General features: G+C 72.6%; 23 protein-coding genes. 12 read left to right on the forward strand and 11 right to left on the reverse strand.

All coding sequences use genetic code 11. The features are described from left to right. Window positions 1–178 precede the first annotated feature (178 nt). Genes C8N24_RS35340 through C8N24_RS11790 form a run of 4 tightly spaced genes read left to right on the forward strand, consistent with a single transcriptional unit; the run spans window position 179 to window position 7,640 of the window. Window positions 179–3,988, forward strand: coding sequence for a DEAD/DEAH box helicase family protein (locus C8N24_RS35340; protein ID WP_147447753.1), 3,810 nt, complete (start codon window positions 179–181; stop codon window positions 3,986–3,988). Continuing rightward, window positions 3,988–4,767, forward strand: a complete 780-nt coding sequence (locus C8N24_RS11780) for an SDR family oxidoreductase (protein WP_121250217.1) — start codon at window positions 3,988–3,990, stop codon at window positions 4,765–4,767. Before C8N24_RS35340 ends, C8N24_RS11780 begins: the two co-directional genes overlap by 1 nt. A gap of 48 nt (window positions 4,768–4,815) precedes the next feature. Continuing rightward, the gene (locus tag C8N24_RS33900) at window positions 4,816–6,252 is read left to right on the forward strand and encodes a hypothetical protein (protein ID WP_170179029.1); all 1,437 of its coding nucleotides are present in this window, start codon (window positions 4,816–4,818) and stop codon (window positions 6,250–6,252) included. After that, window positions 6,249–7,640, forward strand: coding sequence for a hypothetical protein (locus C8N24_RS11790; protein ID WP_121250218.1), 1,392 nt, complete (start codon window positions 6,249–6,251; stop codon window positions 7,638–7,640). The genes C8N24_RS33900 and C8N24_RS11790 overlap by 4 nt, the downstream gene beginning before the upstream one ends. Here the strand turns inward: C8N24_RS11790 and C8N24_RS11795 are convergent. The 11 genes from C8N24_RS11795 to C8N24_RS11845 are packed head-to-tail and all read right to left on the reverse strand — an operon-like array spanning window position 7,618 to window position 16,017. After that, a complete protein-coding gene (locus tag C8N24_RS11795; RefSeq protein WP_121250219.1) occupies window positions 7,618–8,298 on the reverse strand; it encodes a biotin--[acetyl-CoA-carboxylase] ligase in 681 nt (226 codons plus the stop codon). The genes C8N24_RS11790 and C8N24_RS11795 overlap by 23 nt on opposite strands. Beyond that, the gene (locus C8N24_RS11800) at window positions 8,295–9,023 is read right to left on the reverse strand and encodes an SAM hydrolase/SAM-dependent halogenase family protein (RefSeq protein WP_121250220.1); all 729 of its coding nucleotides are present in this window, start codon (window positions 9,021–9,023) and stop codon (window positions 8,295–8,297) included. The genes C8N24_RS11795 and C8N24_RS11800 overlap by 4 nt, the downstream gene beginning before the upstream one ends. Before the next feature lie 15 nt (window positions 9,024–9,038). After that, window positions 9,039–10,460 (reverse strand): uroporphyrinogen-III C-methyltransferase, encoded by a 1,422-nt coding sequence (cobA, locus tag C8N24_RS11805; RefSeq protein WP_121250221.1) that lies wholly within the window; start codon window positions 10,458–10,460, stop codon window positions 9,039–9,041. Then, window positions 10,457–11,269, reverse strand: a complete 813-nt coding sequence (gene hemC / locus C8N24_RS11810; RefSeq protein WP_121250222.1) for a hydroxymethylbilane synthase — start codon at window positions 11,267–11,269, stop codon at window positions 10,457–10,459. Before hemC ends, cobA begins: the two co-directional genes overlap by 4 nt. Beyond that, complete coding sequence (gene hemA / locus C8N24_RS11815) at window positions 11,266–12,540, reverse strand: glutamyl-tRNA reductase (protein WP_121250223.1); 1,275 nt, start codon at window positions 12,538–12,540, stop codon at window positions 11,266–11,268. The genes hemC and hemA overlap by 4 nt, the downstream gene beginning before the upstream one ends. Further along, window positions 12,537–12,731, reverse strand: a complete 195-nt coding sequence (locus C8N24_RS11820; protein ID WP_121250224.1) for a hypothetical protein — start codon at window positions 12,729–12,731, stop codon at window positions 12,537–12,539. Before C8N24_RS11820 ends, hemA begins: the two co-directional genes overlap by 4 nt. Window position 12,732: 1 nt before the next feature. Continuing rightward, window positions 12,733–13,473 carry a cytochrome c biogenesis protein gene (locus tag C8N24_RS11825; RefSeq protein ID WP_121250225.1) on the reverse strand — a complete coding sequence of 247 codons (741 nt, stop codon included), beginning with the start codon at window positions 13,471–13,473 and terminating at the stop codon, window positions 12,733–12,735. After that, window positions 13,470–14,144: a heme exporter protein CcmB gene (locus C8N24_RS11830; RefSeq protein WP_121250226.1), complete on the reverse strand. Its 675-nt coding sequence runs from the start codon at window positions 14,142–14,144 to the stop codon at window positions 13,470–13,472. Before C8N24_RS11830 ends, C8N24_RS11825 begins: the two co-directional genes overlap by 4 nt. After that, window positions 14,137–14,790, reverse strand: coding sequence for an ATP-binding cassette domain-containing protein (locus tag C8N24_RS11835; RefSeq protein ID WP_121250227.1), 654 nt, complete (start codon window positions 14,788–14,790; stop codon window positions 14,137–14,139). Before C8N24_RS11835 ends, C8N24_RS11830 begins: the two co-directional genes overlap by 8 nt. Next, window positions 14,768–15,262, reverse strand: coding sequence for a MogA/MoaB family molybdenum cofactor biosynthesis protein (locus C8N24_RS11840; RefSeq protein WP_121253141.1), 495 nt, complete (start codon window positions 15,260–15,262; stop codon window positions 14,768–14,770). Before C8N24_RS11840 ends, C8N24_RS11835 begins: the two co-directional genes overlap by 23 nt. An 11-nt stretch (window positions 15,263–15,273) precedes the next feature. Next, window positions 15,274–16,017: a precorrin-2 dehydrogenase/sirohydrochlorin ferrochelatase family protein gene (locus tag C8N24_RS11845; RefSeq protein ID WP_245971833.1), complete on the reverse strand. Its 744-nt coding sequence runs from the start codon at window positions 16,015–16,017 to the stop codon at window positions 15,274–15,276. 67 nt (window positions 16,018–16,084) lie between these two features. Here C8N24_RS11845 and C8N24_RS11850 point away from each other — a divergent pair, with 67 nt between their 5' ends. The 8 genes from C8N24_RS11850 (at window position 16,085) to C8N24_RS11885 (ending at window position 24,600) form a co-directional block, all read left to right on the forward strand. Then, entirely contained in the window at window positions 16,085–16,795 is a 711-nt protein-coding gene (locus C8N24_RS11850) for an oxygenase MpaB family protein (RefSeq protein ID WP_170179031.1), read from the forward strand. 83 nt (window positions 16,796–16,878) lie between these two features. Further along, a complete protein-coding gene (locus C8N24_RS11855; protein ID WP_121250230.1) occupies window positions 16,879–17,595 on the forward strand; it encodes a FadR/GntR family transcriptional regulator in 717 nt (238 codons plus the stop codon). A 3-nt stretch (window positions 17,596–17,598) separates the two neighbouring features. Continuing rightward, on the forward strand, window positions 17,599–18,486 hold the full coding sequence (locus C8N24_RS11860; protein WP_121250231.1) for a dihydrodipicolinate synthase family protein: 888 nt from the start codon (window positions 17,599–17,601) through the stop codon (window positions 18,484–18,486). 3 nt (window positions 18,487–18,489) lie between these two features. Next, complete coding sequence (locus C8N24_RS11865; protein WP_121250232.1) at window positions 18,490–19,491, forward strand: proline racemase family protein; 1,002 nt, start codon at window positions 18,490–18,492, stop codon at window positions 19,489–19,491. 45 nt (window positions 19,492–19,536) lie between these two features. Beyond that, entirely contained in the window at window positions 19,537–20,793 is a 1,257-nt protein-coding gene (locus C8N24_RS11870; protein ID WP_121250233.1) for a helix-turn-helix domain-containing protein, read from the forward strand. 173 nt (window positions 20,794–20,966) lie between these two features. Next, on the forward strand, window positions 20,967–22,535 hold the full coding sequence (locus C8N24_RS11875; RefSeq protein ID WP_170179032.1) for an ABC transporter substrate-binding protein: 1,569 nt from the start codon (window positions 20,967–20,969) through the stop codon (window positions 22,533–22,535). Between the two features lie 4 nt (window positions 22,536–22,539). Next, window positions 22,540–23,565 carry an ABC transporter permease gene (locus C8N24_RS11880; RefSeq protein WP_121250235.1) on the forward strand — a complete coding sequence of 342 codons (1,026 nt, stop codon included), beginning with the start codon at window positions 22,540–22,542 and terminating at the stop codon, window positions 23,563–23,565. Window positions 23,566–23,568: 3 nt separating this feature from the next. Beyond that, entirely contained in the window at window positions 23,569–24,600 is a 1,032-nt protein-coding gene (locus C8N24_RS11885; protein ID WP_121250236.1) for an ABC transporter permease, read from the forward strand.

Raw genomic sequence — 24,600 nt, forward strand, 5'->3', positions numbered from 1 at the left:
AAGGGTGGCAGATGGACGGGTTCCGGGAACCGAGTCTGCTTGAATAGACCCTGACTCGCAGGGAGCACGACCGAGGGGAACGCCAACGGCGCCTGGAGCTTCCTACCGCGGGTCTTGCCTGGAGTGTCCGCCGTGTCGCGCGGCGTCCGCTTCTCACCGTCACTTCCAGAGCCGGTTCATGGCTGAGACCACTCCGGTGGCCGATCTGGCCGCCACGCTTCCTTCAACCGAAGAGATCGAACGCGCTTCGGCGTTCAGTCGTGAGCCCTTCCTCACCGAGGGAGAGGACGCCGCGCAGGCGCTGGCTCCCGGCACGCCGCGCCGACGAGCGCTCGACGCCGCGCTGGTCGAGATCGAGGCCGGCGCGAAGGTGCCGTCGCCGCATTGGCGACGACAGTGGTCGCTGCTGCTCGGCCTCGAGCGCCTGCTCTCCCAGGACGAGCCGCACCTCGTGGACGGCACCGTGCTGTCGGCCCATCAGGTCGACGCGCTCTCGGGCACGCTCACCGCGCTCCTGGCCGACCGCCTGAAGACCGGCGATACCGCCGCGCCCGAGCCGCCGGCCGCGATGCCCGTCCTCGCCCCCGTCGAAGAGCCCGTCGTCCTCGACGACGTGGACGACGACGACGAGGACGAGGACGAGGAGGACGAGCCCGAGGAGGACGCCCCGGACTGGGACGAGGCCGCGGGCCAGGAGGACGAGGACGTCTCGGACGCGCCCGAGGACCCGAACGCCGGCAAGCGCTTCTGGTTCGAGCACGCGACCGGCGCCGGCAAGACCGTCGCGGCCGTCGGCTTCGTCGAGGCCTCGCGCACCGGCGGCGTCCTGATCCTCACCCATCGCCGCAACCTGGTCGACCAGTTCAACTCGGAGCTGCGCACGCGCGGGTACGCCAAGCGCCTCGCGCCGCCGCTGCTGGGGCACGACGACACGGCCAACGGACCGGTGACGGTCGAGACCTACCAGTGGTTCGTCCGCAACGCGGGCAACATCTCGGACGCGTACTCGATCGTCATCTGCGACGAGGCGCACACCGCGCTGGGCGAGAAGACGTCGGGCGCGATCCGCGCCTGGACCGGCCCCGTGTTCGTCGGCATGACGGCCACGGGCGCGCTGATCGCCCGCCACGTCACGGACCTCTTCCCGACGCAGACCTCGCGCTTCGACCTCGCGCAGGCCGCGCGCCGCGGCGTCATCTCGCCGCTGCGCTGCATCCGGATCCCCCCGGGGCCGGGCGTGCGCACGATCGCCAAGGTGCCGTTGCGCCGCGGCGAGGTCGACACCGAGTTCGACCAGGAGATGCTGGCCCAGCTGCTGGATCAGCTGCCGTTCAACCTGGCGATCGCCGACCTCTACAAGACGCGCTTCAACGGCGTCCCGGGCGTGGTCTACGCCGCGGGCGTGCGTCACGCCTACAACGTCGCGGCCGCGTTCCGCGACGTCGGGATCAACGCGCAGGCCGTGTCGGGCGAGACGCCCAAGCGCGAGCTGGCGACGATCCTCGCCAAGTACGAGAAGGGCGACGTCGACGTCCTCGTCAACGCCCAGCTGCTCGCCGAGGGCTGGAACTCGCCGCGCGCGACGGTCTGCATGCACCTCGCGCCGACCGCCTCCAAGCGCATCTACCAGCAGCGCGTGGGTCGCGTCACCCGTCGCCAGCAGGGCAAGGAAGCCGGCATCGTCGTCGACTTCGTCCACCCGGCGACCAAGCACGACGACCCCGTCGTGACGCTGCACTCGCTGCTCGACCGCGACGTCTACCGCGGCGGCGCGATCGTGGTCGGCCCGGTCCGGCGCGGCCGTGGCCGGCGTCTGCGTGTGGAGCGCCGCGTCCTCCCGGTCACCGCCGAGGAGAACCGGCGGATCGAGGTCTTCGAGCGCGAGCTGTGGCGGATCGCCGTCGAGCACCTGGACTACGGCGAGCAGGTCCAGTGGGCCGCTCTGGCCGGTGCCCGGGTCGCGCCGACCGGCTGGCGCCGCGCCCGGGCGATGCTCCACTTCGACCAGGGCGGCGAGCTCAAGCGCACGTTCCTGATCACCGCGGTCGACCGCAACAAGAATCCGCAGCTGCGCCTGCGCGCGCTGCAGGAGATCGCTTCCGGGCGTGACGCCGAGGCGTTCGACCGCGCGCTGGACTTCGTCGAGTCCTGGCCGCGCGACGACAAGCGCGAGGGCGTGAAGGTCGTCCTCCAGGCGCTGGCGGAGAAGAAGATCGGCCGCCGCGACCAGGCCAACAACTGGATCTGGCGCTGCGCGAACATGACGCGCGAGGTCCACGAGGAGTACGCCGTCCAGCGCTGGCCGGAGACGAAGCGCCTGCTGGGCCTGCTCGTGAACTCGTCCGGTGGCGCGCACGCACGCAACGCCCGGCGCCTGGTCGCCCAGTCGCGCACGCAGGACCGACGGCTGTCCGCCGCGCTCCTCGCCGCCGCGATCCCGCACACCGCCGAGGCGGGCGAGGTCATCAACGGCGCCCGCACGCGGATGTCCCGCAAGCCCGCGGCGCTCGCCCGCGAGCTGCTGCGCAACTTCCCGAAGGGCCGCGGCAAGGCCAAGCGCCGCCGTCGCCGCAAGGGCGCCGGGGAGGGCGTCGCGCCGGAGGCCGTCACGGCCGCCGTGACGACGACCGAGGCCCTGGACGGCACGCTGGACACCGGCGGGACGACCGACACGGAGACGACCGACGCGCAGCCGCCGAGCAGCCGCCGGTCGCGCCGTCGCCGTGCCGTCGACACCGACCCCGAGGCCCCGAAGCGCAAGCCGCGCGCGCGCCGCAAGCCGGCCGCGGCGGAGGGCGACGAGCCGGCCGAGGCCGTCGCCGCCACCGAGGACGAGCAGCCGTCGCGCCGGTCGCGGTCGCGTCGCCGGTCCGCGGGCGAGGCCGCCACGGGCACCGAGGCCGTGCCCGCCGGTGGGGACGAGCAGCCGTCGTCGCGTCGGTCCCGGTCGCGGCGCAAGCCCGCCGCGGAGCGGGTCGAGGCCGTCACGGGTGAGGCCGAGGTCGAGTCTGCGTCGGGCCGCACGTCCGCCACCGAGCCGGTCACGGGTGACGCTGGCGCCGAGCCGCCGTCGCGCCGCTCGCGGTCGCGTCGCGCGTCCGCGGCCGAGCCGGTCGAGAACGTCGCCGCCGTCGAGGACGAGCAGCCGTCGCGCCGGTCGCGGTCGCGTCGCAAGCCCGCGGCCGAGCCGGTCGAGGCCCAGGTCGAGTCGCCGCCCCGCCGCACGCCCGCGGCTGTCGAGGGCGCTGACGCCGCCGTCGAGGCGCCCAAGCGCGCGCCGCGGTCGCGTCGTCGTCCGGCGGACGAAGCCGTCGTGGGCACGGAGGCCGAGGCGCCGAAGCGTCCCGCGCGGTCGCGTCGCACGCCGGCGGCGGAGCCCGTCGTCGAGGTCGTGGAGGTCGCGGCGGAGGCGCCCAAGCGCAAGCCGCGCGCTCGCAAGCCCGCCGCCGAGGCGGTCGAGGTCGTCGGAGTGGCGGCCAAGCCGGCCGCCAAGCGCAAGCCGCGGGCGAAGCAGCCCGCTGCGGGGGCCGTCGAGGTCGTGGAGGTCGCGGCGGAGGCCCCCAAGCGCAAGCCGCGTGCGCGCAAGCCCGCCGCCGAGGCGGTCGAGGTCGTGGTCAAGCCCGCGGCCAAGCGCAAGCCGCGCGCCAAGGCCCCCGCCGCCGAGCAGGGCGCGCTGTTCGACGCTCCCGCGGAGGCGCCCAAGCCGAAGGCGCGCGCCAAGCGCAAGCCGACCGCGAAGCCTGCGGTCGAGGTGATCGAGGCCAAGCCGGCCGCGAAGCGCAAGCCGCGTGCCAAGCAGCCCGCGGCGGAGGCGGTCGAGGTCGTCGAGGTCGCGCCCAAGCCGAAGGCCAAGGCCGCGGCCAAGAAGAAGCCCGCCGCGAAGAAGAAGCCCGCCGCCAAGGCCAAGCCACGCGCGAAGAAGCCGCCCGCCGGCGAGCTCGACGCCGCGGTCGAGCGCGTTCGGGCGGCGGTGGAGGACGCGGCGTAGTGAAGCTCGCGGAGAAGGTCGCGGTCGTGACCGGCGGCGCCTCCGGGATCGGGCGCGCGCTGGCGCACCGCTTCGCGGCCGAGGGCGCGGCCGGCGTGGTCGTCGCCGACCTGGACAAGGCGGGCGCCGAGGCGGTCGCGCGTGAGATCGGCGACGCGGCGCTGCCGTTCGCCTGCGACGTGGTCGACCCCGATCACGCGGACGCGCTGATGGACATCGCCGAGAGCGCGTTCGGGCCGGTCGACCTCTTCTGCGCGAACGCGGGCGTCGCCGTCGGCGAGGGCCTCGGCGAGACCGACGACTGGGACCTCGCGCTGCGCGTGAATCTGCGCGCTCACGTCAACGCCGCCGAGCGCCTGCTCCCGAGCTGGCTCGAGCGCAAGACGGGCTACTTCCTCGCGACGGCTTCCGCGGCGGGCCTGGTCACCCAGATCGGCTCGGCGCCGTACGCGGTCACCAAGCACGCGGCGGTCGCGTTCGCCGAGTGGCTCTCGATCACCTACGGCGACCGCGGACTCGGCGTCAGCTGCCTGTGCCCGATGGGCGTCAACACGCAGCTCTTGCACGGCTCCGGCCGGGCCGGCGAGGTCGTCAAGGCGTCCGGCGCCGTGCTCGAGCCCGAGGACGTCGCGGAGATCGTGATCGCCGGCCTGGAGACCGAGACGTTCCTGATCCTGCCGCACCCCGAGGTCCTGGACTTCTACCGCCGCAAGGGCGACGACTACGACCGCTGGCTGACCGGGATGCGCCGCCTCCAGGCGCGCGTCGCCGCCGGCTGAACGCACGAGCCGCAAGCGCAGGCGCCCGTCCGGGTACGTTTCCCGTAGGTGCAGGGCCACCCGCAGGCGTACTTCGAGTTCGACCAGGTGCTCGCGTCCCACGACGCGCTGGATCCGCACGCGCTCGTGGCGATCCTGCCCGCGCGTGACGGGCTGCGCGTCAGCCGCGTCGACGGCCTCGGCCTGGTCGCGGCCCGCCGGCGGGACGACTTCACGCACGTGGTCGTGGGCGTGTCCGCCGCGGTCGAGCTGTGGGACGCGGACTTCTGGGCGACCCAGCCGGAGGACCTCGAGATCGACGAGCTGGAGGCCACGCCGGTCGATCTCGACTTCGTCGCCGACGCGCCTCCGGGCGTCGCGACCCGCCTGCTGGACGCCGCGCTCGCGGGCCCGGTGATCTTCTTCGCGCCCGACGAAGCGCAGCGCACCGCATGGGTCGCCTGGCTCACGTACGCGCTCCCCGACGGTGCATCGCTCACGTTCTCGACCGCAGGTGACGAAGGGGTTCGCGTGAGCGCCACCACCGAACCCTCCCCGGACGCGATCGACACGACCGCGCCGTGCGAGCTCGCCGCGACCTTCTACTCCCGAGTCGCCGCGCACCTGGCCACGCGCGGCGGGCTCCAGGAGGCCGTCGCGCGCCTCCAGGAGCCGGACGGACTGGCCCTCGCCGTGTACGGCGGCGCGACCGACCTGATCGCGCCGCACCAGCTGCCGCTCGCCCTCCAGCTGATCACCGAGCTGGCGTCCTCGGGTGAGGTCGCGCTGGCCGCCCGCGCCGCCGCCGCGCTGCCCGGCGCCGGCCCGACGACCGCGCTCGCCCTGCGCGAGCCGCCCGCCCCGGTCGACCTGGCACCGGTCGACGAGCACGACGAGATCGTCGACGCCGAGGTGGTCGAGGACGAGCCGCTCGAGCTGCCGGCCCCGGTCGCCGAGGTCGTCGAGGAGCCCGGCCCGTTCGAGGAGCTGCACGAGGACGAGGTGATCGAGGTGCCGTTCGAGGCGGCGCCGGCCGAGCCGGAGCCCGAGCCCGAGCCCGGCCCGTTCGAGGCGCTCGACGAGGACGAGGTGATCGAGGTCCCGTTCGAAGCGGTGCCCGCCGAACCCGAGCCCGACGAGGACGAGGGCCTGCCCGACGCCGACGCGTGGTCGAACCTGCTGGCCGAGCTGAAGGCCGAGAGCGTGGAGCCCGACGAGAGCCTGCCGCCGCTCCCGGAGATCGAGCAACGGCGCGTCCGCGACCGGTTCGTGCCCCCGCCCGAACCCGTCCAGCCGGAGCCCGAGCCGGAGCCCACGGAGCTGTCGGTCGAGCTCGGCCTCTCCCTGGAGGCGTTCGCGCAGTCGCTGAGCCAGGTGCCCGAGCCGGAGGACCGGGTTGAGGAAGCGCTGCCTCCTGCCGAGGAAGAAGAGGTGATCTCCGAGCAAGAGATCGGCATGTCCCTGGCGGACCTCGAGGCCGAGCTGAAGAAGGACGAGCAGCCGTGAGCGCCACCTGGGAGGACGCGCACCGCGCGTCGCTGGACGCGTGGCTCGAGCTGCATCAGGTCGCCCGGCGGCTGCCGGCCACCGCGGACTCCGCCCTGCTGGCCGACACCGCGCTCGAGCACGTGGTCCCGCTCGCGCAGGAGCTGCCCGGCGAGCTGCCGTTCGTCGGCGTCCACGCGCCCACCAAGCCCTCCCCCGCCGCGCTCGCGCCGTGGATCGACCAGCTGGAGCAGGCGGCGGGGACGCCCGAGGCCGGAACGGTGCTCGCCGCGGGCGTCGAGCTCGGCCTGCTGGGCATCGACTCCGACACCGACGACCGCGCGGCCGCGGTGATCGTCGCGGACTACGAGCACGAGACGGTCCAGGCGGCCGTGCGCGAGATCGGCAAGCAGGCGCTGCTGGACCCGCTGATCGCGAAGGTCGCCGAGCGTCTCGCGGACGCCGTCACCACCGACCTCGACCGGCGCCCGCTCCTGCGCGAGCTGTGCAAGAACGACCAGGCGCTGATCGCGCTCAAGCACCGCGCGACGTCGAGCCCGAGCCTCGCGGTGATGTCCGTGTACCTGTGGGCGGTCGTGGACCGCTACCCGGAGCGGCGCCCGCAGTCCGCGAAGACGCTGCTGCTGCTCGACCAGCACGCCGTCGGCGACGTCCGCGCGCTGTGGGGCGACGACGGCCCGCAGACCAAGGAGGACGTCGCCGAGCTGCTGAAGGTCTTCCATGACGCGGAGCGCCGCCCGCCGGAGCTCGACGTCAAGCACGCGTCCGCGCTGCTGATGGAGGCGCCGCTCGCGGAGGTCGACCCGGCGGACCCGCTCGCGCTCGCGCTGCGCGGCGTCCCGCATCACCTCGAGCTGCCGGCCTACTGCGCGTGGTACGCCGCCGCCCGCCGGCCCGGCCCGACGCACCGCTTCGACGCGTGGGCCCGGTTCGCCGCCCGGGCGCTCGCGCCGAGCCACGACGTCCCGCCCGCGCGGGCGCACGAGCTGCTCGAGATCGTCGCGAACGAGCTGATCGAGCCGCAGATCGTCGACGGCTACTTCGACGCCATCGAGCGCATCCGCGCCGCCGCCGGCGAGCCGAGCTTCGACCAGACGCTCGTCTACGCGCTGACCAACCGCCTCGCCGAGAGCGACGACCCGCACGCGCTGCTGGCGATGACGTTCGCGATCTTCGCCAAGGCCCCGAACGGGCTCGCCGACACGCTGCACGACCAGATCGTCGCCCCGGCCGCCGTCGCGTACCGTCGCGACGACGACGAGGTCCGTGGGCACCTCGGTCCGCGCCGGCAGGCGGAGTGGGACGCGTTCACCGAACGCCACCCCCGCCGGCGCCGGCGGTTCCTGCCGCGCCGGCGCGCGAAGGCTAGAGGTGAGCGCCCAGCGTGACCTCGCCGGCGTTGAGCGTCAGCGTCTTGCCGTTCACGTCCACGAGGAGCGCACCGTCGGCGTCGATGCCGGCGCCCAGGCCCTCGCCGTCCTGCCAGCGCACGCGGCGGCCGAGCAGCGCGTCACGCTGACGAAGCGCGGTCAGCAGCGACGAGCGGTCCTGCTCGAGCCGCGTCTGCAGCGTCACCAGCAGCTCGTCCAGCGTCGCCTCGACCTGCTCGGGGGAGAGCCCGAGCGTGCCCGCGACCGCGGCCGCCTCCTCGGGCAGGGCCGCGACGTCGACGGCGACGTTGACGCCGATCCCGAGCACCGCCCAGCGCGGGTCGGACTTGCTCTCGGCCAGGATGCCGGCGACCTTGCGCCCGTCGACCCAGACGTCGTTGGGCCACTTGACGACCGCGTCCGGCCCGGCGACGTCGGCCACGGCCAGCCCGGCGCGGAGCGGCAGCAGGTCGTCGAACTCGCGCAGGACGAACGACGCGGCGATCGCGACGCCCGGCGGCGTCACCCACGACCGGCCCTGGCGGCCCCGTCCCGCGGTCTGCGCGTCCGCCGTGACCAAGGTCCCGTGCGTCGCGCCCTCGTCCGCGAGCTGCCGGGCCCGCTCGTTCGTCGACCCGATCGTCGCGTGATGCTCACGCGGCTCACCCAGCGTCATGCCAGCTCCAGTTCGTCGCCCGCGCCCACGCCCAGCCGCGCGGCCGCGCTTCCACCGTTGACGGCGACGGCCACGTCGCCCGCCGAATCCTCGTAGATCACGAGCCCGCCGGGCGCTGCGTCCCCGAACGTGCGTCCGACGACCACCTCATGCCCGCCGATGCGCACGCGCTCGCCGGGCGGCAGCGCCGCGTCCGTGATCAGGTTGCCGAACCCGTCGACCTCCACGACGTGGACCTTATCCGCGGGCAGCGCCGGGAGCCGTACGAGCGAGGCCCCATCCACGCGTTGACCGGACGGCGTTGCGCCAAGCGCGAGGTGCGCCGCGACCGGCCCGAACACGTCGCGCCCGTGGAACGTCGCCGACACCGGCTGCAGCCGCCACGGCGACTCGCTGACGTCCACCACCTCGTCGATCCCGAACACCTCCGCCGCCGGGACGAGCAGGCCGTTGTCGGGCCCGACCAGCCAGCGCGCGCCGCAGCGGATCGCCAGCGCGCGCCGCTCCCCGCCGACGCCCGGGTCGACGACCGCGAGGTGCACCCCCGCGGGCGTGAACGGCAGGGCCCGCGCCAGCCGCCGCGCGCCGGTGCGCACGTCCTGCGGCGGCACGCCGTGCCCGAGGTGGATCACCCGCACGTCCGGCGCGATCGTCGCGATCACGCCCTCGACCACGCCGGCGTACTCGTCGCCCGGCCCGTAGTCGGAGAGGAACGTGACGAACATAAAGGCCCAGGGGCTTTAAGCGTCGGCCAGGAGGGCGGCGATCAGGCCGTCCGGCGTGTGCGGGTCGGCCTCGAGGTCAGGCTCGACGCCGTGCTCGCGCAGCACGTCCGACGTCGCCGGGCCGATCGACACGAGCTTCGGTCCGGTGAGCGAACCACCCGCCTCCGCGAAGAAGCGCACGGACGAGCCGGAGGTGAACAGCAGGTAGTCGGACTTCGCCGCCGCCGCGCGCGCCTCGTCGCCCAGGGGCTCGGCGACGGTCTCGTAGAGCGCGACCACGTCGACCACGGCACCACGCTCGCGCAGCGCGTCCGGCAGCACGTCCCGTCCCTCGCGGGCGCGGGCGATCAGCACGCGGTCGAACGACCGGTCCGCCAGCGCCTCGACGAGGCCCTCGGCGACGGCGCGCTCGGGCACGACGTCCGGCTCGACGCCGCGCGCCCGCAGCTCCCGCGCCGTGCCCGGCCCGATCGCCGCCACGGTCACGCCCGCCAGGTCACGCGCGTCGCGCAGGTGGGTGAACAGGTACTCCGCGCCCGCCGGCGACGTCACGCACAGCAGGTCGTACGACGACACGTCCGGCAGCGACACCTCGAGCGGCTGGGTGCGGATCGCCGGTGCCTCGACGGTCGTCGCGCCCAGCGCGCGCAGCCGTCCGGCCAGCGCCGACGCCTGTGCCCGCGCCCGGGTGACCGCGACGGTCTTGCCGAACAGCGGCCGCTCCTCGAGCCACGCGATCTCGGACCGCAGCGCAGCGACCGGTCCGACCAGCGTGATCGCCGGCGCGCGGATGCCCGCGGCGTCCTCGACCACCGACGCCAGCGTCGACACGACCGTCTTCTGGCCCGGCAGCGTGCCGCGCTCGACCACCGCGACCGGCTCGCCGGCCGAGCGCCCGCCGGCCTGCAGCCGCTCCGCGATCCGCGGCAGCGCCTTCACGCCCATGTAGAAGACCAGCGTGCCCGGGAAGCGCGCCAGCGCGTCCCAGTCGATCGAGCCGTCCTCGTGCCCGGTGACGAAGGCGACGCCCGACGCGTGCTCGCGGTGCGTGACCGGGATGCCCGCGTAGGCGGGCGCGGCGATGCCGGAGGTCACCGCCGGCACGATCTCGAACGGGATGCCCGCGGCGCGCAGCACCTGCGCCTCCTCGCCGCCGCGCCCGAACACGAACGGGTCGCCGCCCTTGAGCCGCACGACGGTCCGGTCGCCGGTGCCGTACTGGACGAGCAGCCGGTCGATCTCCTCCTGCGGCATCTGCGGCCCGCCGCCGATCTTGCCGACGTAGACGAGCTCCGCGTCCTCGCGCGCGTCGTCGAGCGCGCCGGGCGGGATGAGCCGGTCATAGAGGACGACGTCCGCGGCGGCGATCAGCTCGCGCGCCCGCACCGTCATCAGCCCCGGATCGCCGGGACCCGCACCCACCAGGAAGACCGTCACGCCGACACCGCCCGCAACAGCTCCTCCGCTCCTGCGGCGAGCAGGCGCCGCGTCAGCTCGGACGCGTCGGCGCCCTCTTCCAAGATCCACTCCGAGCCGTCCGGCATCCCCACGTACCCGCGCATGCGGCCCTCCAGCGACAGGATGCCGATCGGCGTGTGGCAGGACGCGTCCAGCGCCCGCACGACCTCGCGCTCGGCGTCCAGCGCCGCGTGCGTGGCGGGATGGTCGACGCCCGGCGCGGCAGTACCGATCCGCCCCTGGACGGCGATCACGCCCTGCCCGGCGGCGGGCACGAACACATCGTCGACGAGCTTGGAGCCGACGTCGCGGCCCAGACGCGCCAGGCCCGCGGCGGCCAGCACCAGCGCGTCCACCTCGCCCGCCTCGCGCTTGGCGAGCCGCGTGTCCACGTTGCCGCGGATCTCCACGACGTCCAGGTCGGGCCGCCGGGCCAGCAGCTGCGAGCGCCGGCGCAGCGCGCTCGTACCGACCCGCGCGCCCTCGCGCAGGTCGCCGACGACCACGTCGAACGGGTCCGCACGGCGTGGCGTCGCGACGATCTCCGTGCCCGGCGCGAGGTCCGACGGCACGTCCTTGGCGGAGTGCACGGCGAGGTCGATCTCGCCCGCGAGCAGCGCCGCCTCGAGCGCGCCGACCCAGCGCGACTTGTCGCCGCGCGCACGGTCGACGTCACCGGCGGTGGTGATCGTCACCAGCTCGGCGTCCTCGTGCAGCAACGAGGCCACAGCACGAGCCTGGGCCAGCGCCAGCGCGCTGCCCCGCGTTCCCAGGCGGAGCTTCGTCACCCGGCCAGCCGGCGGACCTCGGCGGCCTCGCCGGCCTCCGACGTCACGTCTTCTTCGAGGCCGAAGAGCTCACGCAGCAGCTGCAGCCGCGCGTGGCGATGGTCGCCGTCGAGCGCCTTCACGCGCTCGGTCGGCTCGTGCAGCAGCCGCTTGACGACGGAGCGCGCCAGCGCTTCCACGCGCGCGGCGTCGCGCTCGCTCAGCGACTCCCAGCGCCCGGCGTTCGCCGCCAGCAGCTCGGACACCACGTCGTCGCCGCGCATGCGCAGCGCCGCCAGGGTGGGCATCACCTCGAGCCGTCCGAGCCAGCCCGCGAACGTCTGGATCTCCTCCTCGACGATCGCCTCCGCCCGCACGGCCTCGGCGCGGCGCACGCTCAGGTGCCCGCGCACGGCACGCTGCAGCGCGTCCATGTCCATCAGGGTCACGCCCTCGACGCCGGCGCACGCCGGGTCGATGTCGCGCGGCACGGCCAGGTCGATGATCAGCAGCGGCTTGCCACCGCGCACCGCCTCGAGCTCCTCGGGGCCGATGATCGCGTGCGGCGAGGCGGTCGAGGAGACCACGACGTCCGCGTGCTCGAGCTCGTCGGGCAGCTGGTCGAACGAGCCGGATGCGCCGCCGAAGCGCTGTGCGAGCGCGATCGCGCGGTCCCGGTGGCGGTTGGCGACGAACATCGTCGACACGCCGTGCGCGTGGAACGCCCGCGCGACCTGCTCGGACGTCTCGCCCGCGCCGACGATCACGACGTGCCGCGAGGCCAGCTCGCCGATCAGCGCCCGCGCGGCGTCGACGGCCACGCTCGCGACGGACGCGTGCCCCTCCGAGATCGCGGTCTCCGTGCGCACGCGCTTGCCGGTCGCCAGCGCGGCCCGGAACAGCTGGTTCGTCAGTGGCCCCGTGGTGCGTGCCGCGAGCGCCCGCTCGTAGGCGCGCTTGACCTGGCCCTGGATCTCGGCCTCGCCGACGACCATCGAGTCCAGGCCGCTGACGACGCGGTACAGGTGGCGCGCGGCGTCGCAGTTGCGTGACGAGTAGAGCTCGACGTCCGCGCGGGCGCGCAGCACGCGCTCGGCCTGCTCAGGCGCCTCGCCGACGATGTACAGCTCGGTGCGGTTGCACGTGGAGACGGCGACCGCCTCGGTGACGCCGTCCAGCGCCATCAACTCGTGCAGGAACGGCTCGACCTGGCCGTCCAGCAGCGCCAGCCGCTCGCGCACGGCAAGATCCGCCGTCTTGTGCGAGGCGCCCAGCGCCAGCAGCTCGCTCACCGGGCGACGGTCTCCCGCTCGTCCTCGGCCGCGGCGCGCTGCTCGAGCAGCTCGGCGATCTCGCCCAGGTCCCGCTCCACGCGCGCGAGGCGCCCGGCCATGATCGCGACGTAGATCAGCACGAGGGCGAGGAAGACGAGGTAGGCGGCGGCGACGTACTTGCCGGCTTCGTCGAGAGGGAGAGCAGGCATGTCAGAGCGTGGGCGCCGCCGACCGGCGCGGGTTCGGGGTCCAGGCATCCTCGCCGTCGGCGAGGCGGCGCTTGAGCGCGCGCAGGCGGAAGGTCGCGTGCTTGGACGCGAGCTCGTACTTCCACAGGGTGATGAACAGGGCGGCCATGGCGATCAGCGAGACGAGGAACGTCAGGCGCATGTCGCCGGGCATCGAGCCGCCGGTGGTCGACAGCACGCGCGGGTGCACGAGCGACTCGGCCATCCGCACGGCCATGAAGTTCAACGGCACGAACGCGCCCGCGATGATCGCGAACACCGCCGCGTAGCGCGCCTGGCGCTCCGGGTCCTCGATCGAGAACCGCAGCGGCTGGTAGCAGGCGTACAGCAGGAAGACGATCAGGAAGCTCACCAGGGTCGGCTCGTCCCAGGTCCACCACACGCCCCAGCTGCCGCGCGCCCAGATCGAGCCCGTGATCAGCGCGCCGACCGCGAGGATCAGCGACAGGTGGATCGCGACGTAGGACCGCAGGTCGTGCAGACGGTCACCCGTGCGCAGGTACCGGATCCCGTACACGCCACCGGCCACGAAGCCGAACAACGCGACGATCGCCAGCGGCACGTGCAGATAGAAGATCTTCTGGATGAAGCCCTGGTCCGCGTCGTTGGGCGCGTAGAAGGCCACCATGGCGAAGGCCCCCACGAGCAGGGCGACCGTAATGAGCGAGAGGGTCTTCAGCCCCCGGCCGAACACAGCGTTCATTCCTCCAGCAGGAAGTCGAAGATCGCGTAGGCGAGCAGCCCGAACACGAGATCATAGAGGCCCAGGATCGCCAACCACCGCGCCTCGAGCGCCCCGGCGCCGCCCTCTGTCAGCAACGGCGCACACGCGCGCGCCGCCGCGATCACCAGCGGCACGCTCAGCGGCAGCGCCAGCAGCGGCACCAGGAGGTCCCGCGCGCGGGTCTGGATCGCAAGCGCGGCGACGAGCGTGCCGATGACCGCGATCCCCGCGTTGGCCAGCGCCAGGACGACCGCGAGCTCGGGCAGTGGTCCCCACGGTGACGGTCCGAGCAGCAGGATCGCGAACGCGGCGAGCACGAACACCTCGACCACGCTCAGGAACAGGAACAGCAGGATGGCCTTGGCGACCAGCATCGACGTGCGGTCGACCGGCGCGAGCAGGAAGCCGTCGAAGCCGCCCTCCTCGCGCTCGGACACGAACAGCCGGTTGATGCCGAGCACGGCGGCGAACAGCAGCGTCACCCACAGGATCCCGGAGGCGAGGTTGCCGGACACCTCGCGCTCGTCCAGCGCGAAGTGGAAGAGCACGAACGTCCCGATCGAGAACAGCACCATCGCCGGGACCGCCTCCGGCGTACGGCGCTGGAGCAGCAGGTCCTTGCGGATGAGCGCGCCGACCGCGCTACGCATACAGCGCCCGCACGTCGTCCGTGGTGACGTCGCGCTCGCAGAAGGCCACGCGCCCGTCGCGCAGCCCCAGCGTCAGGTCGCCGCGGAACGTCGGGTCGTGCGAGATCACCACGCGGGTGCCACCGCTGATGAGCGGCTCGACGAGCGCGGCCGCGCCGGGATCGAGGCCGGCGAGCGGCTCGTCGAGCAGGAGCAGCTCCGGCGCGTGGAGCACGGCGCGGGCGACCGCGGTCCGCTGGATCATCCCGCGCGAGAAGGTGTGCACGGGGTCGTCGGCGCGGCGGGCGAGGCCGACGGCCTCGAGTAGCTCGTCGATCCGGGTGAACGGCACCTTGTGCAGCCGCGCGTGGAACTCGAGGTTCTCGCGCGCGGTCAGGTCGCGGTAGAGCAGCGGGTCGTGGCCGAGGAAGCCGATCTTCCCGCGCACCGCCCAGCCCTCCTTCGGGAGGGGGTGGCCGAGGACGCGCGCCTCGCCGCGGTGCGGGCGCAGCAGGGAGGCCAGGATGCGCAGCAGCGTCGTCTTGCCCGCGCCGTTGGCGCCGAACACCGCCAGCGTCTCGCCCTCTTCGACCGCCAGGGTCACGCCCGCGAGCGCGACCCGTTCCCCGTAGGCGCGGCCGACGTCAGCCAGCTCGATCGCTCTCATGGTGCGACGAATCCCCGCGCAGGGTGCGCACCACGTGCTTGAGCGTCGGCGCCAGCACCGGGAAGAGCTGCTCGATCGACTTCGGCGAGCCCGGGAAGTTCACGATCAGCGTGCGGCCGGCGATCCCGGACACGCCGCGCGTGAGGATCCCGTGCGGCGTGTGCTTGAGGCCCTCGGCGCGCATCGTCTCGGCGAACCCGGGCGCTTCGCGCTGGATCACCGAGCGGGTCGCCTCGGGCGTGATGTCGTTGGGCGTCAGGCCGGTGCCGCCCGTGGTGAAGATCAGATCGCAGCCGGCCGCGACGAAGTGGTGCAGCCGATCCTCGATCAGCGCGAAGTCGTCGGGCACGACCTCCATGCCCACGACCTCGCAGCCCGCCTCCTCGGCGGCGGCGGCGAGCTTGGGCCCGGAGAGGTCCTCGGCCTCACGACGTGAGACCCGCGTGGACACGGTAAGGATCGCGGCGCGGATGGTGAGGAACCCTACGCGGTGGTGGGCTCGTGCGCGCGCTGGGCGGCGGCGATGATCTCGAGCACGGCGCGCTCGTCCCCGGCGCGCAGCCGCTCGATCGGGTCGGGATCGCCGTTGACGATGTCCTCGAAGAACGCCTTGCGGTCCTGGTACGTCGGCAGCGTGCCCTTCGCCCAGCCGCGGACGTCGTTGAGCATGACCGCCAGGCGGGCGTACTCGGGACCGTAGGTCTCGGCGATCTGCGCCTTCATCCGCTTGGCGAGCGCGGGGGACGCGCCGGCGGTCGAGATCGCGATGGCCAGCGGGCCGGTGCGCACGATCGCGGGCAGGATGAAGTTGCACAGCGGCGGCACGTCGACGACGTTGACGAGCATCGCGCGCTCCTCGGCGTCGTTGTAGACGCCGATGTTCACGTCGGTGTCGTTCGTGGCGGCGATCGCCATGAACGTCCCTTCGAGGTCCCCGCGCTCGTACCGGCGGCGGATCCACTCGATCGAGCCTTCCTCCGCGAGCTTCTCGAGGGCGGGCTCCACCTCGGGGGCGATCAGCACGACCCGGCCGTCACAGGCCAGCAGGCCCTCGACCTTCTCGAGCCCGATCTCCCCACCGCCGACGACGACGCAGCGCCGTCCGGTCAGCTTGAGGCAGGCGATGTAGAACGGCGTGTCGAGCATGTCCCGCACGCAGGTCTGGTCGCAGATCCCGCGGCGGTACTGGCAGACGCACTCTTTGCCGGCATAGGCCTGAGCTGGCATAGGGGTATTCACCGTACTAACTCGTATGCAGCGCTACTTCGATCATCACTCGCTCCTACGGGAGGTGGTGAGCCATCGGCTCACCGCGTTGTCCGGCCCGCGGGCGTTGCTCGTCATGGCGGCGCACCCGGTCGCGTTCGCGGGCTTCTTCGCCCACACCGGCGCCCTCGACGACCCGTACGGCCGCCTGCGCCGCACCGGCCGCGTGATGGACGCCGTCGCGTTCGGCACCCGCGCCGAGGCCGAGCGCATGACCGCGCCGGTCCGCCGCGCGCACTCCCGGGTGCGCGGCGTGCTGTCGGCCGACGCCGGGCGCTTCCCGGCGGGCACGCCCTACCGCGGCGACGATCCCGAGCTGCTGCTGTGGATCCTCGCGGCCCTGGCCGAGTCGGCGATGCTCGTCTTCCCCCGCGCGGTGCGGACCTTGTCCCGCGAGGAGCTCAACGAGCTGTGGCTCGACTACCGCGAGGTCGGCCGGATGTTCGCCCTCGCCGGGGACGAGATGCCGCCGGACATCGACGCCTTCGAGCGCTACATGGCCGACATGTACGCCAGCGGCGACCTGTGCGTGACCGACGCCGCCCGCGAGCTGGCGATCGACATCGTGCTCAAGCCGCCGGTGCCCGTGAAGTTCCTGGCGGTGCGCGAGCTCGTCAACCAGGTGACGGTGGGGTTGGTGCCCGCCGGCCTGCGGCGGCAGTACGGGTTCAAGTGGGACCCGGTCCGTGGCGCGGCGCTGGTCGGCGCGGCGCAGGTGCTTCGCCGGTTGCCTGTCTGACGGCAACGGCGACGGCGGATCACCACGACCGTATTACGAGGGACCCCCGCGAAGCCAGGTCTGCTCGCCGTTCACCCGGCTCCATGGTACGTTGTCCGGACCAATCCGAATCTCACGTGTCCCTAGAACAGACCACATTCCGCCCGCTCCAACGCTACGAGCAGATCGCCGAGCGCCTCGCGGCCGACATCCGCTCGGGCCTGCTCGCCCCCGGGAGCCGGCTGCCGTCGGAGCGCGAGCTCGCGCGCACGCTGGAGGTGAGCCGCGCGTCGGTCAGGGAAGCGCTCGCCGCGCTGCAGCTGCAAGGCGTCGTGGAGACGCGCAAGGGCGCCGGGACGTTCGTCACGGCGCGGCCGCCCGCGCCCGAGGAGCCGGCCCACGACGCGAGCCCGAGCGCCGTGCTCGAGGCGCGGGCGCAGCTGGAGCCGTGCGTCGCGCGGCTGGCGGCGGCGCGGGGGCAGCGTGACGAGGCCGCGGAGAACCTGCTCGCCGCGATGGAGGCCGAGCCGGTGGACATCGCCACCTGGAACACGTCGGACCGGTTGTTCCACCGGCAGCTCGCGGCGATGACTCAGAACCCGGTGCTGCTGGCGTTCGCCGACCATGTGGCCGGGCTGATGGACCAGCCGCTGTGGCAGCGGTTGCGGGACGACTCGATCGCCGTCGCGGGGCGCACGCGCATCCACGTGGCCGAGCACCGGATGATCTACGAGGCCATCGTCGCCGGCGACGCCGAGGCCGCCGCCTTCTACTCCCTGCAGCACATCAACCGCGTCCGCGCCTATATGGAGCTCAGCTAAGCCATGGCTCGTTTCGAAGGCATCATCCCCGCACTGACCACGCCGTTCACGGCTGACGACGAGATCGACGTCGCGGCGCTCAAGGAGAACGTGGAGGCGCTGATCGACGCGGGCGTCCACGGGTTCGTGGCCACCGGCACGATGGGCGAGGCGGGCAGCCTCACGCGCGAGGAACGGACGCTGGTCGTGCGCAGCGTGGTCGAGGCGGCCGCGGGCCGGGTGCCGGTCACGGTCGGCGTGTCCTCCGGCAGCGCGCGCCAGTCGCTCGAGTACGCCGCCGACGGCAAGGCGGCGGGCGCGCAGTACGTGATGTCGCTGCCGCCGCTCGGGTACCGCGCGGACGAGGACGAGGTCGTCGCCTTCTACGCCGAGCTCGCGACCTGCGGGCTGCCGGTGATGGCGTACAACAACCCCGAGGCGTCGGGTGTGGACCTGCCCGCGAGCACGGTCGCGCGCATCTACGCCGAGGTCGAAGGCGTGGTGGCCGTCAAGGAGTGCTCGGGCGACACGCGGCGGATCCCGGCGCTGCTGCACCTGGAGGGCGACCTCGAGGTGATCGTCGGCGGCGACGACTGGGCGCTGGAGGGCTTCGCGGCCGGCGCGCCGGCCTGGATCACGGGCGCCGGCGTGCTCGCCCCGCGCGAGTGCGTGGAGCTCTACGACGCGGTTCGCAACAATGACCTGGCGACGGCGCGCGAGGTGTACCGCCGGCTGCTCCCGGTCGCACGCTTCGACATGACCTCCAAGCTCGTCCAGTTCTTCAAGGCCGGCCAGGACGCCGTCGGTCTGACCGGCGGCCCGACGCGCGCGCCCCGGCTGCCGCTCAAGCCGCACGAGGTGGAGGCGCTCGACGCCGCCCTCGCCATCCTGCGCGAGCCGGTGGCGGCGTAGGCCATGCGCGCCGCTCGCTACTTCGCCGCGGTCGACTCCCACACGGAGGGGATGCCGACCCGTGTCATCACGGGCGGCATCGGCCCGATCCCCGGCGCGACGATGCTCGAGCGCAAGCTCCACTTCGAGGCGCACCTGGACGAGCTGCGCCAGTTGCTGATGCGCGAGCCGCGCGGCCACGGCGCGATGTCCGGCGCGATCCTGCAGCCGCCCGCGCGCCCGGACGCCGACTGGGGCGTGATCTACATCGAGGTCTCCGGCCTGCTGCCGATGTGCGGCCACGGCACGATCGGGGTCGCGACCGTGCTCGTGGAGACCGGCATGGTGACCGTCACCGAGCCGGAGACGGTGATCCGGCTCGACGTCCCCGCCGGCCTCGTCGAGGCGCGCGTCCAGGTGGAGAACGGCCGGGCGAAGGCGGTCACGATCCGCAACGTCGCCTCGTTCCTGCACGAGACCGACCGCACCGTCGAGGTGCCCGGCCTCGGCACGGTCACGTACGACATGGCGTACGGCGGCAACTTCTACGCGCTCACGCCCGCGGCCGACGCCGGCCTCGTCGTCGACCCCGCGCGCAGCCAGGACCTGATCGAAGCCGGCCTCGCCACGATGGCCGCGATCAACGAGCAGGCCCGCCCGGTGCACCCGGAGGACCCGCGGATCGGCGGCTGCCGCCACGTCGTCTTCCACGAGCCCGGCCGCGACGGGGCCGACGCGGTCGCCGCCACGAGCATCCACCCCGGCTGGCTGGACCGCTCGCCGTGCGGCACCGGCACGAGCGCCCGGCTCGCCCAGCTCCACGCGAAGGGCGAGCTAGCCACGAACGAGCCGTTCGTGAACCAGTCCGTGATCGGCACGCGCTTCACCGGACGCGTCGTCGAGGAGACGACCGTGGCCGGCAGGCCCGCGATCATCCCCGAGATCACCGGCCGCGCCTGGGTCACGGGCATGGGGCAGTACCTGCTGGACGCCGAAGACCCGTTCCCCGCCGGGTTCGCCCTCTGAAAGTGGCCGTTCGGGGAACCCCCGGGCGCGGTACGGTTCCCGGGTATGTCCGCGCGCGATGACGAGGTCCAAGCCCTCGTCGAGCAGCTGAGCGCGCAGCTCGATCGCTCGGTCCTCGTCGACGACGCCAGCCTCCGCCTGCTGGCCTACAGCCCGACGCTCGGCAGCGAGGACGAGGTGCGCAAGACCGCGATCCTCACGCGTGAGACCCCGCGCGTGATCCGCGACCTGCACTTCGCCCAGGGCATCGCCAACGCGACGCAGCCGGTGCGCACGGCGCCGCGGCCGGACATCGGCCTCGAGTCCCGCGTGTGCGTGCCGATCCGCTGCCAGGGCGCGCTGTTCGGCTACCTGTGGCTGATCGACGCCGACCAGTCGCTGACCGACGCGGACTGCCAGGCGGCGGAGCTGACCGCGGCGGAGATCGGCACCGCCATGTACCGGCGCGACGAGCTCGAGCGCCCGCAGCGCGAGCACGAGCTCAAGCTGCTGGAGGCGCTGCTCGGCCCGGACCCGGCCGAGCGTGAGGAGGCCGCGCACGAGCTGTCGGCCCAGGAGCTGCTGATCGCCGGTGCGCACGTCGCCGTCCTCGCGATGCGTCCGTGGCGCGGCGGCGGGACTGAGCACGAGGCGGAGCTGCCGACCTCCGAGCGCGCCCGCCTGGGGCTCGCGCTCGACCAGTTCCGGCGCGCGCTCCCGCGGCGCCAGTCGCTCAGCCTGGTGCACGGCGACCACGGCGTGATGCTCGTCGCGCTCGACGGCCGGCACGGCACGCTCGACGAGCTCGCCGCCCGCGCGCAGGACGCGCTCGACCAGGCGTTCGCCGACCTGCCGGTGCGGATCGCGCTCGGCTACAGCGGTCAGCACGAGCACTTGCGGGACGCCAACCGTGCGCATGAGCACGCGCGTCTCTCATTAAGGGTCGCGGGCGCCTTGCCCGAGCACGGCACACCTGCTGGTTGGGATGACCTCGGGGCGTACCGGCTGCTCGCCCGCGCGGCCGAGACGGCGCACGCGCGCGAGCTCATCCACCCGGGGCTGCCGAAGCTGTTCGCGCTGCAGAGCAAGGAGTCGCTCGTGCAGACGCTCGAGGCGTATCTGGACAACGGCTGCGACACCAAACTCACCGCAGAAGCGCTGTTTTTGCACCGCGCGTCGCTGTACTACCGGCTGCAGCGGATCGAGGCGATCACGGGCACCTCGCTCAAGAGCGGGGCGGACCGCCTCGCCCTGCACTCGGGGCTCAAGCTGGCACGGCTCGTCGGCACGCATCCCGCGTTGAGACGCACCCACGGCGACTAGCCACGGTTGCGACGTTGGTTTACGCTGCCGCGCTGCGGTTTCGACACATGCACGACGAGCCGCTCCCCGCCCGTCCACTAAGTTGAGGGACGGACGGAGGACGAACCCGTGCCCATTGGAGGGGGGCGGAGACTATGAGCGCATATCGATTGGCCGTTTTCGGCTGTACTGCGTTGCTCGCGGTTGGTGCCGCAGCGTGCGGTGACAGCTCGGATGACGACGGCGGCAACACCACCAGCGGGGGCAGCACCCCCGAGGCTTCGGCGGGCGTTGCCGACACGGTGATCCTCGGCTCGACCGACAAGGTCGTGGCCCTGGACCCGGTCGGTGCGTACGACCTCGGCTCGCAGCAGCTGATCGGCAACATCTACCAGAACCTGCTCTCGGTTCCGGCGGGCGGCAACAAGCCCGAGCCCGATGCAGCCGAGTCCTGCGAGTTCACGGACCCGAAGACGTACGTCTGCAAGCTCAAGCCGGACCTGAAGTTCTCGAGTGGCGACCCGCTCACCTCGGAGGACGTCAAGTTCTCCCTGGACCGCATGGTCAAGATCGCGGACCCGACCGGTCCGTTCACGCTGCTCGGCTCGCTCGACAGCGTCGAGGCGACCGATCCGATGACCGTGACGATGAAGCTCAAGAAGGCCGACGCGACCTTCCCCTTCATCCTCACGCACAACGTCGCGGCGATCGTCCCGAACGAGGTCTACTCGGCTGACGCGAAGCAGCCGGACGACAAGATCGTCGGCTCGGGCCCGTACAAGCTGGACAAGTACACCCCGAACCAGCAGGCCGTGTTCTCCATCAACCCGGAGTACAACGGCCCGAACAAGGGCAAGACCCCGAACTTCATCGTCCAGTACTTCGAGCAGGCCTCGGCCCTCAAGCTGGCGATCGAGCAGGGCGAGGTCGACATCGCGTACCGCAGCCTCTCCCCGACCGACCTCGAGGCGCTCCGCAACGGCGGCAACGGCGTCAAGGTCGTCGACGGCGCCGGCACCGAGATCCGCTACATCACGTTCAACGTGAAGAAGAAGCCGGTCGACGACGTGGCCGTCCGCAAGGCGATCGCCCAGGTCATCGACCGCGAGGCGATCACCACGAACGTCTACAAGGGCACGGCGACCCCGCTGTACTCGACCGTCCCGTCCGCCTTCCCGGGCGCCAAGCCGGCGTTCCAGGAGGCCTTCGGCGATCCGGACCCGGCGAAGGCGAAGGCCATCCTCGAGGAGGCCGGCGTCTCGACCCCGGTCACGCTCGACGGCTGGTACACGCCGACCCACTACGGCCCGGTCGAGGCTGACCTGTGGAACGAGCTCAAGCGTCAGCTCGAGGGCTCGGGCCTCTTCAAGGTCTCCCTGGACTCCACTGAGTGGGACCAGTACAAGTCGGAGGCCTTCGAGAAGGGCACGTACTACTTCTACGGCCTCGGCTGGTTCCCGGACTTCCCGGACGCCGACAACTACCTGTCGCCGTTCATGCGTGACGGTGGCTTCTTCCAGAACGGCTACTCCAACAAGGAGGTCAACGACCTCCTCGACGAGGAGCTCGCCACGGACGACGCTGCCAAGCGCGAAGAGGCGTTCGGCAAGATCCAGGACATCGAGGCCAAGGACGTGCCGCTGATCCCGCTGTGGGAGGGCAAGCAGGTCGCCGCCGTGCGCGAGGGTGTGGAGGGCGTCGAGACGACGTTCGACCCCGCCTTCCAGTTCCGCTTCTGGGTCGTCTCCAAGAAGGCCGACTAGCAACATGAGCCGTGCCGGATCGCTACGGGGCTACGTCCTCGTCCGGATCGCGCTGATGATCCCCATGGTCTGGGTGCTTCTGACCGTGGTGTTCCTGATGATGCGCGTGGCCCCGGGCAGTCCGGTGTCGGCCACCCTGGGCGGCAAGCTCTCCCCTGCGGAGATCGCCGAGCGCGAAGCGGCGCTCGGGTTTGACCGCCCGTTGATCGTGCAGTACCTCGACTACCTGTGGGACGCCGTCCGCTTCCAGTTCGGCACCACGGTCACCGACGGGCAGACGATCGGCTCGCTGATCGTCGAGAACGGCGGTGCGACGTTGACGTTGACGGTCGCGGCCCTCCTCGTCGCGATCGTCTTCGGCCTCCCGCTCGGCCTGATCGCCGGGCGCTACCGGGAGACGATCCCGGACGCCTTCATCCGCGTGTTCGCCATCCTCGGCTACGCGGCGCCGCCGTTCTTCGTCGGCCTGCTCGCGCAGCTGCTGTTCGCGAAGAACCTGGACTGGCTCCCGGCCTCCAAGATGGCCTCGCCGATCACGCAGGCGACGGCGGAGGTGCATACCCACATCCTCATCATCGACCTGGCGATAGACGGCAACTGGGACGGGGTGTGGGACGTGATCCTGCACTTGATACTCCCGGCCACGACGCTCGGCCTGCTGGTCATGGGCGTCTTCATCCGCCTCGTGCGCGTCAACGTCGGGCAGGCGCTTGGCGGCGACTACGTCGAGGCGGCCCGCGCCCGCGGCGTGGGTGAGCGCCGCGTGGTCTCGCGCCACGCGTTCCGCAACGCGCTCGTCCCGGTCGTCACCGTCATGGGCCTGCAGGCGGCGCTGCTGCTCGGCGGCGCGGTGCTGACCGAGCAGACCTTCAGCTGGCCCGGGCTCGGCACCCGATTGCTCCAGTACCTGAACAGCCGCGACTACATCGGCGTCCAGGGCCTGATCACGTTCTTCGCGCTGATCGTCGTGTTCATCTCGCTGATCATCGACATCGTCAACGCGCTCATCGACCCGCGCGTGAGGTACTAGGCGATGACCGCGACCACGACCGTCACCGGCACGCCGGACAAGCCCCCGATCGCCGAGCCGCCCAAGCGGCGCGGCGGCATCCTCAGCAAGATCTGGGCGCCGTTCAAGCAGTCCCACGGCATCCAGCGCTTCATGCTGGTCACGGGCACCGTCGTGTCCCTGCTGTTCATCTTCATGGCGATCTTCGCGCCGCTGATCGCCCCCTTCAGCTTCGACACCTACCAGGACAACGGCGTTCGCTTCCCGACGCAGGGCGAGCCGAGCGACGTCAACCCGTGGGGCACCACGGTGCAGGGCTTCGACGTGATGTCGCGCACCATCTGGGGCGCGCGCACGGCGCTCGAGGTCGTCCTCCTGGCCGTGATCTTCTCCCTCGCCATCGGCGTGCCGCTCGGGCTCATCTCGGGCTATGTCGGCGGCTGGGTGGACCGCATCCTCGTCCTGATCATGGACGCGCTCTTCGCGTTCCCGTACCTGCTGCTCGCGATCGTCGCGGCGTTCCTGCTGACGAACACGATCGACAGCGGCATCGTCGTGACCGCGATCGCCATCACCGTGGTCTACGTGCCGCAGTACTTCAGAGTGGTACGAGCATCCACGCTCTCGGCAAGAGAGGCGACCTACATCGAGGCGGCGCGCGCGATGGGCGCGCGGCCGCGGACGATCATCAGCAAGTACCTGTTCGGCAACGTCATCCAGAGCGTGCCGGTGATCGCGACGCTGAACGCGGCGGACGCGATCCTGACGCTCGCGGGCCTCGGGTTCCTGGGTCTGGGAATCCAGCCTGACGAGGCGGCCGAGTGGGGGTACGACCTGCAGCGTGCGATCGCCGATGCCGGTGCCGGCATCTGGTGGACGGCGCTGTTCCCTGGGCTCGGCATCGTGCTCGCCGTGACCGCCCTGACGTTGGTTGGAGAAGGTTTGAACGACGTGCTCAACCCGACGCTGCGCCGCCGCCGCGTCAAGAAGCCGATCATCTCGTCGAGCGCCGTGGGCCCCGCCTCCGCGCCCGAGGTCGAGTCGGAGGTGGGCTGA

The sequence above is a fragment of the Solirubrobacter pauli genome (assembly GCF_003633755.1).
GTDB lineage: Bacteria > Actinomycetota > Thermoleophilia > Solirubrobacterales > Solirubrobacteraceae > Solirubrobacter > Solirubrobacter pauli.